The sequence below is a fragment of the Litchfieldia alkalitelluris genome, assembly GCF_002153425.1.
GTDB classification, from domain to species: Bacteria; Bacillota; Bacilli; order Bacillales; family Salisediminibacteriaceae; genus Evansella; species Evansella alkalicola.
In genome coordinates, this window is the sequence record NZ_KZ119600.1 from 4,085,760 (window position 1) to 4,101,079 (window position 15,320).

A 15,320-nucleotide genomic window follows, 5' to 3' on the forward strand; every position below is an offset into this window, starting at 1 on the left:
TCTGGAAACCTCCTTAGTTAAAATCATACAGTTTATATGCCAGCATTAAATTAAAGCGTTGTTCTGCATCATCGATATCTAAATCTAACACTTCTCTTATTTTTTCAAGCCTGTACTTCAATGAACTGCGGTGAATATAAAGCTCCTCAGACGTTTCTTTGATATTCCCTTTACAATTCAAGTAAACCCGGAGCGTATTAAATAAATCTGTATTCCTTTCCCTACGATAATTAATTAAGGGCTTTAAATACTTTTTCAGAAAAAGATCTGCTGCTGTCTGGTCATTTAAATTGTAAAGTATCGTATAACTTCCTAAATCATCAAAGGTTAAAAATCCTTTATCTGGAAAGCGATTAAACGTGATGTGTAATGCCTGTAAGGCTTGTTTATAGCAAACATAATAGTCTTCCAATTTAGCTGCAGTCTGACTAACTCCCAAAAAAGGTTTGACTTGATGGCTATTAATACTCACCAATTTCTTTACCTTTTCGTATAACTTTTTCCAATAATCAGCCCGACGACTGACAAGTTCCACTGGGACAATGACGATAAAATAGTTTTCTTTTCGAGTAAATATGATGTCTGGCTCTGATTTAGATAAGTTCTCTCTTACATAATCCCAAATCCATGTCTTTTTCGCTTCACTTTCTAACAGATTGATATGATCTTCAGCTCCAGTGATTATTTCAAAAGAAAACACGCCTATATGATGCGGCTCAAATAAGTTCCAATTAAGAATTGTAGCGTATTCAATAATCTCTTCTTTTCTCTCTACTTCACGTTCAAATAAGTTAGAAACAAAGTTATCTTTCACTTGCTCCCTTACATCGATGACTAATTTCTGCTTAATAAACTGAACGGCATACACGTTAAGGACATAATTCAGGGTCATCTGCAAAACCATATCCAAATCCTTTTTCTGTATGATTAAACCCATATACCCCAACACTTCACCGCCTGCAACAATCTTCCAAATCCCTACTTGCTTGTAGTTATCTAATGATAACCAATACTCCATAGCCTTCTCTTTTAATAGGAGTTTCTTCTCCTGATTAACCTTGGTCCTAGCTTCCTTCACAAGTAACTCTTCTTGTTCAGTTATACATGTAGAAATTGGTCGCAAAAATCGATCGTATATTAAAACGGAATAGCCAATCACTTGAGTGAGGTAAGAGGATATTTGATTGAATCCGTCCTCTTCTATCGTTTGTTTTAACAAGTCCTGTTGATGATTCATAAACGTTTCCAATCGGAATTTTTGATCCTTTTCATTTTTATACAAACGAGCATTTTCTACTAATGCACTGACGTGGGAAGATAAAAATCGAAGTAAATGCATGTTCTCTTCAGTAAAAGTTTGTGCATCCTGTTCTACTTTTTCCACCTGTAGAATTCCAATCGTTTTTAAATTTACCACTAAAGGAATAGTTACCTGTGAACCACCTGGCTGTTCAAAAAAAGGGAAGATCTCTTTCAAATCGTATTGTTCTTCCAGAGGGATGATCTCTGGTGCCTTTATATTTCCATAGGAAGGTCTTTGAAAAACTAAATGGTTTGTTGCATCATCATACAGGTAAACATAAGCTAAATTTGAATTTGTACCTTTTCCTGCACGTTCCACTATGTTTCCTACAATCTGTTCAAGGGCTGCACCCTCGTAATATGCACTTTCCTTCAGCCATTCTAGACCTTTAATTTTGTTCATTTCGTTTTCTTTGGATTGCGCTAAATCTATCGCTGTCGCAATATCCTTTCCGTACTCTTCGAACAATTTTTCAGCATCCATCAGTAAAGGAATATGTGTACGAAACCCAATAACACATAACCCCATACTCTCCTCATCATCTTGTCTAATTGGTACGGTGAACCAAGATTCAAAATTTTCAGATATTAAACCCTCTAGAAAGGCACAATCATTAATATCTATCAGATCTAATGAACTATAGGACTGAACAAAAAGACTTTTACTGCAATCATCTTCAGATAAAGGAAATATTCGATCGAAGTAGTCCGCAGTACCATTCTTAATGTTTGTTGTCAGACTACCAGTTTCTCGCAAAATAATACTCACATAATCACATGAAAACTGTTTTTTAAACGAATCAACAAGATATTGCAATGTTTCATCTAGTGTATTAAATTGTAGTAACTGCCTGGCTGTTTTTCGTAGATGGTTATTAATTTTATTAACTAAAATTTTATCTTTATCTACTTTTAACATCAGATTTCCTCCTGCAGAATTAGAAAACTTTCTTATCATATTTTAAGTTTGATTCTGCTTAACCCATTCCTTAATCCTATACTTTGTAATTTTTCCACTTGCAGTTTTTGGCAAATCATCAGCAAAAATGATCCTATCAGGAACTTTATAGTCCGCTATTCTAGGTTTAACAAATTCATATAGCTCATTATCCGTTATGCTATCCTTATTTTTAAGAGTTACAACTGCGACTGATAACTCTCCTAAAACATCATTTGGAATACCGATCACAACAACTTCTAGTACCTCTGGATGCTGATAAAATAGTTCTTCTACTTCTCTAGGGTAAATATTATATCCACCCCTAATAATCATCTCTTTCTTTCTTCCTTCAAAATAAATGTATCCTTTCTCATCGATTCTCCCAATATCTCCAGTATAATACCAGCCTTTATCGTCCAGTACTTCCTTTGTTGCCTCTGGCATTCCATAATACCCTTTCATTACTCCTGGACCTTTAACAGCAATCTCTCCAATACTTCCACCTTCTATTTCTTCTCTTTGATCATTGACGATTTTTATCTCTACATGCGGAATCGGCTTACCTAGTGTTTCTGAACGAACTTTATCATCGTCGTCGAAGGCCGTCATCGTTAAAGATGATGTTTCCGTTGCACCATATCCAACACATATATTACATTTCATCTCTTCCCTAATTCGTCGAACGATCTCCACTGGACAAGGCGCACCACCAACTATTCCAGTTCTTAAGGAAGTAACATCTCGGGAAGCAAATGTAGGATCATTTAACTCTAAGATAAACATGGTTGGAACCCCATGGTGTATCGTTACCTTTTCTTGTTCAATGATTTCTAATGCTTTCCTTGCTTTGAAAACATCGGTTAAAACCATCCTTCCACAAGTGGCAATACAACTAAATACATTAATCCCCATCCCAATAACATGAAATAATGGCGCCGCTACAAAAAACACATCTTGATCCGTACATTCCATCTCTTCAGCCAGGATACTAGGAGGTCTAATGGCATTAGCATGTGTAATCATTGCCCCTTTAGGTAAACCCGTTGTTCCAGAGGTAAATAGAATACAAAATAAATCGTGCTCTATATTAATATCAATATTAGGTATAATTTTGTTCTTTCCTAGTAACATTAATTGTTCGTAAGATTCAAGATCATCTGTTTCATAGCGAACGGTAATAATAGATTTTAAAGTAGGTACTTTCTCCTTTACTGCTCTAAATTGTTCATCATGTGATACCTTATCAAACTCATTTGTAATAAATACCATAGATACGCCAGAAGAATTTAAGATGTGCTCTACTTCATGTTGCCGGTATCTAGTATTTAATGGTACTAATACTGCACCGATTCTAGCCAATGCAAAGTAAAGAACTACAAATTCATGCCAGTTTGGCAAACAGACTCCAATTCGGTCACCCTTCTGGACACCTGACTGATAAAGACCAGCTGCAAGCCACTCTGCCTCTTGTTGAAGTTCAGCATATGACATACGTCTCTTCAGATCATACATAACTTCCTTTTCGGGATGTAATGATTCTGCTCTTTTGAGTAGTTGCCATACTGATAAATCAAAGACGTTATTCGTCATTATAATCACCCCTTTTTTTATTCACTCTCAACTAACTAATAAGATTATTCTGAAAAATAAAGCCACACTTTGTGACTATGATTAGAGAATGCGCTTACATTTTTAGCAAATCAAATCTATTACAGAATGAAATACTCCCCTCCCTTGTATTTCAATAGTACTTTCTATTGAATTTCTAGGTGGAATGAAAATACCGTACTTTTATTATAGTTACAAAAAAGACGCGATGAAACGTCCACCGCGTACTAAATACTACTCTGTTATTAGTTTGTCCTGTAGGTATGATGCTAATGATGTTAATAGTGGTTAATGGTGCTGACGTTGTTTTAGATGATGTTAATGATGATAATGTTGGTTGATGGTTTTTTAAATAGTGCTAATGATGTAAATCGTACAATTTATATGCGAGCATTAAATTAAAGCGTTGTTCCGCATCATCGATGTCAATGTCTAATACTTCCCTTACTTTTTCTAGTCTGTACTTCAACGAACTACGGTGAATGTAGAGTTCTTCTGAAGTTTCTTTGATATTTCCTTTACAATTCAAATAAACCCGGAGCGTATTGAATAAATCCGTATTCCTTTCCCTTCGATAATTTAATAAAGGATTCAAATATTTCTTCAGAAAGAGGTCTGCTGCCGTTTGATCATTTAAATTGTAAAGTACGGTGTAGCTTCCTAAGTCATCAAAGGTTAAGTATCCCTTTTCAGGAAAGCGGTTACATGTTATTTGTAGGGCTTGCAACGCTTGTTTATAACAAACAAAATAGTCTTCTAGATTTTCTGCAGTCTGACTAACACCCAAATACGTTTTTACAAGACTACTGTTAACTTTCACCAATTTTATTACTTTTCGATACAGACGTGACCAATAGTCCGCTTGACGACTTGCCAGTTCCGTTGGGACAATGACAATAAAATAGTTTTCTTTACGAGTAAATATGATATTGGGTTCCGATTTAGATAAGTTATCTCTTACATAATCCCAAATCCAAGTCTTCTTCGCTTCACTTTCTAACAGATTAATAGGCTCATCATTCCCATTTCCTATTACAAAGGAAAAAATCCCTATACGATGCGGCTCAAATAAATCCCAGTTAAGAATGGTTGCATATTCAATAATTTCCTCTTTTCTTTCAATTTCTCTCTCAAATAAATTAGAGATAAAGCTATCCTTTACTTGCTCCCGAACATCAATGACCAATTTTTGCTTAATAAACTGTACTGCGTAGACATTAAGTACATAATTGAGGGTCATTTGTAAAACCATATCCACGTCCTTCTTTTGTATGATTAAACCCATATACCCTAATACTTCCCCGCCACCAACAATTTTCCATATCCCAAATTGCTTGTAGTTGTCTAATGCTAACCAGTATTCCATAGACTTCTCTTTTAATAGACTCTTTTTTTCTTGATTAACTTTGGCAAAAACCTCATCTGATTGTGTTTCTTCTAGGTCTGATAAGCAATGAGATATTGGTCGTAGAAACCGGTCAAACATAAATACTGAGTAACCAATTACACTAGAAAGGTAGGTTGAAATACGATTAAAGCCTTCCTCTTCAATCGTTTGCTTTAATAAGTCTTGCTGATGATTCATAAACGTCTCTAGACGTACCTTTTGATCTTTTTCATTTTTATACAAACGAGCATTTTCTACTAGGGCACTCACATGAGATGATAAAAAATGTAGTAACTGCATGTTCTCTTCAGTAAACGTTTGTGCACCATGATTAACTTTTTCTACCTGTAGGATTCCAATCGTTTTTAAGTTTACTACTAGAGGAATGGTGATTTGAGATCCTCCAGGTTGTTCAAAATATGGAAATATCTCTTTGAGATCATATTGTTCTTCTAAAGGAATAATATCTGGTACCCTTACTTCTCCGTACGATGGCGTTTGAAAAACCAATTGATTTGCAGCATCATCATACAGGTATACATACGCTAAATCAGAATTCGTACCTTTTCCTGCACGTTCCACAATGTTACCGACGATCTGTTCAAGGGCTACACCTTCAAAATACGCGCTTTCCTTCAACCACTCTAACCCTTTAATTTTATTTATTTCATTTTCTTTTGATTGTGCTAAATCGATAGCGGTGGCAATGTCCTTTCCATACTCCTCGAACAATTTTTCAGCGTCCATCAATAAAGGGATGTGTGTTCGAAATCCAATTACACATAACCCCATAATCTCATCATAATCTTGTCTAATCGGTACGGTAAACCAAGTTTGAAAGTTCTCTGCCTCTATCCCTTTAAATAATGAACAGTGGTCTTGTACTGCCAAATGATCATCTGATGAGAATGATTCTGTAAACAAGCTCGGTATACATTCGTTTTCATCAAGAGGAAAAATCTGTTCAAGTCGAGGTGCTTCTCCACTTTTAATTTTTATGGATAATCTTTCGTTAGTTTTTAGGATTATGGAGACGTAGTCACAAGTCAATTGCTTACTAAATGCATCTACAAGATAGTGCAGTGTTTCATCAAGAGTATTAAACCGCAGTAACTGTCTAGCAGTTGTTCTTAGATGTAAATCAATCCTTTCCAAAAGCTCGTCTTGCTTTTGTACCTTGTACATACTTCCACCCCCTACCGATCATTTTAACAAAAGATTCAGAAAAAAGTGATTATTATGCTTGTACTTTCTATTACAATTTTGTCTAGTTAACTAGAATATGGCAAGTGCCATTGGTCATGGGCGTAGGAAAGTGGAGGGTTGAAGATTTAGGTTGGATTATTGGAAAATGCGGACTAGATTCTGGGGGCGGCAGTTTCTTGGCCGCATTATTGGAAAATGCGGACTAGATTCTTCGGGGCGGTGATTTCTTGGCCGCAAAAATAGAACTAATGCAAATAAATGTGAAATTGAAGACTCGAATCGCTCCACTTCTATTACCGACAGATTTGATACTACAAAACGAAAATCTGTCGATAAGAGCTGGGATTACCGACAGATTCGATACTCCAAAAGGTAAATCTGTCGATAAGAGCTAGGATTACAGACAGATTTGATACTACAAAACGAAAATCTGTCGATAAGAGCTAGGATTACAGACAGATTTGATACTCCAAAACGCAAATCTGCCGATAAGAGCTGGGATTACAGACAGATTTGATCCTACAAAACGAAAATCTGTCGATAAGAGTTAGGATTACCGACAGATTTGATACTACAAAACGAAAATCTGTCGATAAGAGCTGGGATTACAGACAGATTTGATACTCCAAAACGAAAATCTGTCGATAAGAGCTGGGATTACCGACAGTTTTGACACTCCAAAACGAAAATCTGTCGAGAAGAGCTGTGATTACAGACAGATTTGATCCTACAAAACGCAAATCTGTCGATAAGAGCTGGGATTACCGACAGTTTTGACACTCCAAAACGAAAATCTGTCGAGAAGAGCTGTGATTACAGACAGATTTGATCCTACAAAACGCAAATCTGTCGATAAGAGCTGGGATTACCGACAGTTTTGACACTCCAAAACGAAAATCTGTCGAGAAGAGCTGTGATTACAGACAGATTTGATCCTACAAAACGCAAATCTGTCGATAAGAGCTGGGATTACCGACAGTTTTGACACTCCAAAACGAAAATCTGTCGAGAAGAGCTGTGATTACAGACAGATTTGATCCTACAAAACGCAAATCTGTCGATAAGAGCTGGGATTACCGACAGTTTTGACACTCCAAAACGAAAATCTGTCGAGAAGAGCTGTGATTACAGACAGATTTGATCCTACAAAACGCAAATCTGTCGATAAGAGCTGGGATTACCGACAGTTTTGACACTCCAAAACGAAAATCTGTCGAGAAGAGCTGTGATTACAGACAGATTTGATCCTACAAAACGCAAATCTGTCGATAAGAGCTGGGATTACCGACAGTTTTGACACTCCAAAACGAAAATCTGTCGAGAAGAGCTGTGATTACAGACAGATTTGATCCTACAAAACGCAAATCTGTCGATAAGAGCTGGGATTACCGACAGTTTTGACACTCCAAAACGAAAATCTGTCGAGAAGAGCTGTGATTACAGACAGATTTGATCCTACAAAACGCAAATCTGTCGATAAGAGCTGGGATTACCGACAGTTTTGACACTCCAAAACGAAAATCTGTCGAGAAGAGCTGTGATTACAGACAGATTTGATCCTACAAAACGCAAATCTGTCGATAAGAGCTGGGATTACCGACAGTTTTGACACTCCAAAACGAAAATCTGTCGAGAAGAGCTGTGATTACAGACAGATTTGATCCTACAAAACGCAAATCTGTCGATAAGAGCTGGGATTACCGACAGTTTTGACACTCCAAAACGAAAATCTGTCGATAAGTAAGAGCTAGGATTACCGACAGTTTTGATACTCCAAAACGAAAATCTGTCGATAAGAGCTAGGATTACCGACAGTTTTGATACTCCAAAACGAAAATCTGTCGATAAGTAAGAGCTAGGATTACCGACAGTTTTGATACTCCAAAACGAAAATCTGTCGATAAGAGTTAGGATTACCGACAGTTTTGATACTCCAAAACGAAAATCTGTCGATAAGAGCTGGGATTACAGACAGATTTGATACTCCAAAACGAAAATCTGTCGATAAGAGCTGGGATTACAGACAGATTTGATACTCCAAAACGAAAATCTGTCGATAAGAGTTAGGATTACCGACAGATTTGATACTCCAAAACGAAAATCTGTCGATAGAAATCACTTCCATAACTCATTTCAGTCTCTATTTAGTAAAAATTGAAGACTCAAATCGCTTCCCTTCCTCATTTCAGTCCGCATTCTAGAAAAATGAACACTCAAATCGCTCCCCTTCCTCATTTCAATCCCTATTCTAAATTAGAAAGCATGTCAACCTTCCTCCGACACAACATCAACATCAACATTAGCATTTTTAGAGTAAGGAGCTTGATAGAAGAAATGTATAGTAAAAGCGACGAACACTGGAATAAGCAACAACAAGTACATGATCCTATATCCTGTAAAATCAGCTACTAGTCCCCATAAAATTGCACCAATTCCAAACCCGAAATCTGAACTAAGTAGCAATGTACTATTCGCAGCACCTCGACGTTCAGGAAGAGATCTTGCTACAACCATAGCCTGTAAACTTGGATGCATGGAGCCATACCCTAACCCGTAAAAGACGGCAGCAACGATAAAAAACGCTAATGATTGTGCAAAAAATAGTAAAATAATCCCTATTGCTATAGAAATGAGACCTGGTATCATAACAACACGAAATCCTTTTAAATCAATCCATTTACCTGATATAGGACGAATGACTAACAAGGTGATAGCAAAAGTTGTGAAGAATATTCCAATGTTTTCAATTTGATTTTGTAAGGCATAGATAGCAATGAACGTAATGATTGCACTAAAAGTGAGTGAAATACAGAAATTTACTAAGGATGGCTTCAAAGCTGTTTTTTCCAATAAACCATTCACCATATGGGGAAGGTTAATTTTAGTTTTCAAAGGAGTATGATGTAATTTAATCGTTCCCCCTAGTACTGCCCCTATAAAAACAAGTGTTGAGGTTATGATGAATAGCTCCGTGAACCCCCAAAGGTCAACAATATATAATCCTAGTGCTGGAGCCAGTGCAATGGAAAAGACTGTGCTCAGGCCATAATAGCCCATCCCTTCTCCCAGTCGTTCTTTTGGTATTGTAATAGAAGCAATAGTTACAGTAGCTGTTGTTATCATAGCCCAGCCAATCCCATGTAGTAATCGTAGCATTATTAAGGCACTCATTTGCTGTGGAAATTGGTATAAAAAAATAGAGACTGAACATATCATCATACCTGCAACGCATAAGTTCCTACGATTCCATATATCGATTGCTTTTCCTGTGAATGGACGTACCAAAATAGTTGTCAAAGTTAGTATTCCAACAACAATCCCTATTGCCCTTTCCGGTTGCCCTAAGTGCTGCTCAACATAAATAGGAAGTGTTGGTGTCAATATTTGAAAACTAATGGAGGAACAAAAATTTACTATGAGTATCAAAACGAAGTTTCGGTTAAATAACTTGTTATTACCTACTACAGTTGGCTGCTCCACTTATTAATCCCCCACTCGGCTTCATTCGTACTTTCAACTTCTTTCCTCTAGTTACTGTTAATCACCTTCAATGTAAAACAGACCTATTTTTTTAAAAAAATCAAAGGTCTGTTCTACAACGATAGTTTTTAATTCTAAATACTGCTAGTCTAAGATGTTGGTATTACCAACAACAAACAGCGCTTATTTGGCTCTTCCCTATTTTGTATGGAATATTTCATATTAAATAGCGAAGAAGCAGCATATTTTTTTACCAACAACTCATTATTACTCCATCCAAATCGATTCTGGCGTCCAAGTAGTTATTTGCGTTTTCATTAAACCATGATCGTGTACCTTGCCTGTTTGAGCCAACACCTGACCCTCGACCATGATTGGAATGACCGTTTGATAATCATCAAAAATCATTCTCTGTAGTTCATGGGAGATGTCCATATACTCCTCAGAATCAGTAATTTGTGCTGATTCTGCAATTAAATCTTCTGCCTCAGCACTCAACATTGTATGTCTATAATGAGAGCTATCTGAAGTCATACTTCTGTTAAAATCAAAGATGACATCATTCGAAACTCTGAAAGTAGTATGAATCAGGCCTTCCCACGATCCTTCACTACCAGTCATTTCTGCCCATTGTGAATCTTGTACAGGATTCAAATGAACATCTACTCCCACATCATTTAGGTAAGCTTGAATAGATGTGTACATCAAACTGAGATTCGGTGAATCAGCATACGTAAGGGTAATTTCCAATCCCTCTCCGTAACCTGCCTCTTCCAGTAATTCCGCTGCTTTTTCAGGATCAAATGGGGTACCCTCGACACTAGGACTAAATGTCATGCCGGCCTCCACAGAATACTGATCAGTAGCTTCACCATAACCATAATAGATGGTATCCACAATAGCTTGTTTATCTATTGCATAAGAAATGGCTTTTCTCACTATAGGGTCTGCCAAAGGCGAATCAGGATTTTCACTGTCAGGTGATAGACTGTATCCAATTGCACCAAATCCATTTTCAAGCATTTCAATTTGGAAATCGCCCTCTAAATTACTTGCCGATTGTGGAGATAGATACAGGTATAGATCAAAATCTCCCGCAATCATTGACGCTTCTGCGGTTGCAGGTTCTGTAACAGAATGAATCTCTATTCCATCTAAATATGGTTTATCTTCCATCCAATAATTATCATTGCGTTCAAAAACAATTTTTTCGTCCTTGATCCATTCCTTAAAAACGTATGGTCCAGTTCCTACGGGGTTATCCCTCAACCACTCTTCACCGTGCTCTTGAAAAGCTGTAGGAGAAGTAATGCCCATAAATCCAAATAAATTATCTTGAATACTTTGATCCCATCTTGATAGATTAATTTGCAAGCGATACTCATCTAATACTTCAACTGAATCTATTACAGCTGCTTCTACACGTCCTGCATCACGAAAATTCTCTAAATTCCATTTAACTGCTTCCGCGTCTAAATCTGTCCCATCATGGAATTGTACGCCTTGTTTCACTTCAACTGTAACTGTGTTTTGTTCCGCATCCTTTTCCCAACCTTCCGCCAACCAAGGAATTGCCTCACCTGCTTCATTAAACTTAGCAAGCGTCTCCGTTGCTGGTTGCATTGCGACTACACTAGTCATAGAACGAACGGCTGGGGGATACCCTAATTCCGCAATAGCCCCACCAAAGACAATCCGTAAAGTTCCTCCATGCTTGGAGGATGGATCATCACTTATTTCATCACTGCTATCATCTGTGTCTGTACTACTTTCATTTGTTGTAGAATCTCCATCTTCAACGTCACTTTCAGCCGGCTCTTCAGAGGAACATGCAATAAGTAAAATCCCTAACAAAATAGCTATTGCCGCCACCTTAATTAACTGACCAATTTTAAAGTCACTCTTCATTCCATTCACCCCTACTTTTTTTTACAACTAAATGATTAGTGCAGGTCTATGCACAGTTTTCAAAGATTTAGCTGCTTCTTCCCAAACGATATGTTCCTGTCCAAAAGGATTCTCCACTTCTCTGCTATTTACGTCAAAAATCATAGTAGGCATATTTGTTGAACGGTATGGACTCCATTTCGTAATAGTCTTTGCATTAGGACTAGGGCTTGGATCACTGTGATGAGCAAAGTTAATCCATGCCTGATGCATCGCTTCTGCAACGAGTTTTCTCTCTTCCCCCTTTCCAGTTAATCTCCATGCACTCTGACAATCTAAGTTATTCCAAACAAACGGAATTTCCATTGCATGACTAGCCCCTAGTTGCCCTTCAAATTGTGGAGATGACCAGTCAAAGCGATATAGCCATGTTGGCGCATCATGTCTTTCACGAACATTACAAAACTCTATGGCACTGTAAGTAAAAGCGTTGAAAGTCATGGCAGGAATAAGCCTTTCTAGCATTGTTTTCCCACCTTGGTGATGATTCAAATAATAGGGAGAGACTTCTGACCAGTAATTACCTACCATCCTCGATACTTTATCAACAATTTCGTCGTCCTTTAACTTCTTCCAGCTTTCTTCAAAAACAAGGTTGAAGTTACATTCATCGCGATTTGTACCAATAATTACTGGAACGTCTCTAGAAAAACCTGATTCAAATTGCTTCATCGGGTAGTCTGGAATGAGTTCTCCATCTATTGTAGGTGCAAAGCTTATCCCAAGCTTTAAATTTCTCACCGCCTCTAGAAAACGTTGTGGAGGTATTGTTTTCAATTTATCTAACTCATTTGAGTTTACATTTAAGTAATGAAGCACTTTCTCGCTAATAGCTGTAGCATCGGAAGATTTCGAAAAAGTCGTTAAGGCGCCACTTTGAATAATCGCTTTTTGAAATAACCCTTGTGCTCGCGGCATAGCCAACAGTAAACTAACACTTCTTCCCCCAGCCGATTCTCCAAAAATAGTGACCTGGGACGGGTCTCCTCCGAAAACTTCAATATTTTCATTGATCCATTGTAAAGCAGCGACTTGATCTAGAATCCCATTATTTCCTGAGCTGCCATATTCCTCTCCACCGAACTCATCTAATTGTAAAAAACCAAAAGGACCTAATCGATAGTTAAAGGTTACGACGACAACATCGCCTCTTGTGACAAAGGACGTCCCATGAAAGAGGTCCTCCTTACCTGAGCCAAAATTGAATCCTCCCCCGTGAATCCAAACCATTACAGGGCGAAGAGTATCATCTGGAGGTTTTGCCCATATATTTAAAGTCAAGCAGTCTTCACTTACCTCTTCCTCATTAGACCTCTTCTCTTGGTATGCAGATGGACCAAATTGAGTTGCCTGTCGCACGCCACTCCACGGCATTGGAGGTTTAGCCGCTTGAAATCTTAAGTCCCCTATTGGTGGTTGTGCATAGGGGATTCCCTTCCAAATACATACATGATCCTTTATCATTCCTTCGACTTTGCCATATTTCGTTTCGACCAACGTTGGGTTCATTTCAGTCCTCCTTCTACAGTCTAATTAAATATGGAGCTTTCACTTGTTTTGTCATTTATCAACTGCCACTCGATGGGACAATAGGTAAATCTATATAAGAAGCAAAGTTCTGTTCATGAAAAATTGTCTGTTCTGCCTTCATACCAATGGCATCTTCTCCAATTGGATTACCTGTATTCATATTTCGATCATATAAAGGGAAATTACTACTGGACACCTCTAGCCTTATACGATGTCCTTTACGAAATAACACACTAATATTCCCTAGTAAAACAACAAACTTATATACTTCACCAGGTACAACTGGCTTCACCTCTGTCTCACAGTCTCTGAAACTAGCTCGTTGAATACCATCAATCATGTTTAAAGCTCTACCATTTGGCTGAACGTCCACTAGTTTTGCTGTAAAATCAGTATCTACAGCTGTTGTTTTCGCATATAAATGCAACGAAACTGGCCCAGTTACTTCAATGTCATCATCAAGTTCCTTTGATGTATAACAGAGAACATCTTCCCGCTGTTCAATAGACGTTTGATCGAAGGGTCCAGGAGAAAAACCGGGCGCTGGAACAAACTTCCCACCAATGGATGGAACAGGATGTAAAGGATCATATATAAATGTATCAGTCGGTTCTGTCTCTGGCGGCTCATCACTTAACCAACCGTCCCCCGACAAGGTGTTTGCATTCCCATTACTGTGTAAGTAATACTTTTGCCATTGCATGTTCGGTAAAGGCCACTGTTCCGCCTCTTCCCATTCGTTTCTACCAATTACAAAATACCTAACCTTAGGAATATCAACTTCGAAGCCCCTTAAGTATTTATTGAAAAAATCAAGCGTTCTTTGGTGAATATCCAAACCACCTCCACCAGATGCAGAACCGAACCCCATTTCTCCTAAAAAGCCGAGTGGTGGCCCATGCATCCAAGGTCCGACTTGTAGGTATTGACCTTCCCGTGCAAGGGAGCTCCCGCCTTTTTCTGTCATCCCTTGATAATTTTCAAAGACTGCCCACTCCAACTGGTCAAACCAACCACCAATATGGAATGTAGGTATCTTAATTTTGTCAAACTTCTTCCTTTCATATTGTAAAGCTAACGGAGTAGGGTTTAAGCGGGCATCCCACATTTCTTTGATAGGTTCGTATTGAGCCAGGGGTAAGTCTTTTAGTGGTAAAAATTGAATCACTTCATCTGGATTAGCAAATACCTTACTAATATATTGATGCATGTCACTCACATCTTCCCCTTGCTCCTCTAGTTTTTTCAAATAATCCAGGGACGTTAAAGGGAGGGCACTAGCTGCAGTATAAAAATTGACTGTTCCACTTCGAGGGTTAGGTTGCATATTCATCCCAATATCACCGATCCAAGGAGAGATTGCCTTCAGATGCGGTGGGTTTTCCATCGCCGTAATCCATGTCATAGCTGCTAAGTAAGAGCCCCCTGCCATTCCGACATTGCCATCACACCAATCTTGTTCAGCAATCCATTCCACCGTATCATAGCCATCAGGACCCTCTACCTCAAACATTTTAAGGCGTTCCCATTTCCCATCAGAAGCAAATCTTCCCCTTATGTCCTGTAGAATAACTGCATAACCTGCATGGGCAGCTTCTACATAATTAAGAAATTCTCCGTTTCCCATAAACTCCTTATTGTAAGCTGTTCGTGATAGAATTGCAGGGTGTTTCCCTTTATCATCTGGTCGATATATATCCGCTCGCAATATCGTTCCATCCCTCATTGGTATCGAAACATTTCTATCCATTCTAATAGAAGTAGCCAAAGAAGATCCCTCCTTCAAGGTAATAACATACGATTTATACTATTCAGTTAAACGTTACTCTCCAGACTATGTTAACGTTTTCATAAATGGGTGTGATTGTTTATCCCAAAGTAACCGACTGTTAAGTACATTTAGATAGATTTAATTCATAT

General features: G+C 38.0%; 7 protein-coding genes. All 7 read right to left on the reverse strand.

Annotation, left to right across the window (positions count from 1 at the left end):
- Window positions 1-13 precede the first annotated feature (13 nt).
- Window positions 14-2,221 carry a helix-turn-helix domain-containing protein gene (locus tag BW724_RS19345; RefSeq protein ID WP_176371480.1) on the reverse strand — a complete coding sequence of 736 codons (2,208 nt, stop codon included), beginning with the start codon at window positions 2,219-2,221 and terminating at the stop codon, window positions 14-16.
- A gap of 42 nt (window positions 2,222-2,263) precedes the next feature.
- Window positions 2,264-3,832: a class I adenylate-forming enzyme family protein gene (locus tag BW724_RS19350; protein WP_088076765.1), complete on the reverse strand. Its 1,569-nt coding sequence runs from the start codon at window positions 3,830-3,832 to the stop codon at window positions 2,264-2,266.
- Between the two features lie 376 nt (window positions 3,833-4,208).
- Window positions 4,209-6,422 carry a helix-turn-helix domain-containing protein gene (locus BW724_RS19355; RefSeq protein WP_088076766.1) on the reverse strand — a complete coding sequence of 738 codons (2,214 nt, stop codon included), beginning with the start codon at window positions 6,420-6,422 and terminating at the stop codon, window positions 4,209-4,211.
- Window positions 6,423-8,708: 2,286 nt separating this feature from the next.
- Window positions 8,709-9,923: an MFS transporter gene (locus BW724_RS19360; RefSeq protein ID WP_088076767.1), complete on the reverse strand. Its 1,215-nt coding sequence runs from the start codon at window positions 9,921-9,923 to the stop codon at window positions 8,709-8,711.
- 267 nt (window positions 9,924-10,190) lie between these two features.
- Window positions 10,191-11,831, reverse strand: a complete 1,641-nt coding sequence (locus tag BW724_RS19365) for an ABC transporter substrate-binding protein (protein ID WP_088076768.1) — start codon at window positions 11,829-11,831, stop codon at window positions 10,191-10,193.
- A 27-nt stretch (window positions 11,832-11,858) separates the two neighbouring features.
- Window positions 11,859-13,379 carry a carboxylesterase/lipase family protein gene (locus BW724_RS19370; RefSeq protein ID WP_088076769.1) on the reverse strand — a complete coding sequence of 507 codons (1,521 nt, stop codon included), beginning with the start codon at window positions 13,377-13,379 and terminating at the stop codon, window positions 11,859-11,861.
- A gap of 58 nt (window positions 13,380-13,437) precedes the next feature.
- Complete coding sequence (locus tag BW724_RS19375; protein WP_088076770.1) at window positions 13,438-15,168, reverse strand: CocE/NonD family hydrolase; 1,731 nt, start codon at window positions 15,166-15,168, stop codon at window positions 13,438-13,440.
- Window positions 15,169-15,320 lie beyond the last annotated feature (152 nt).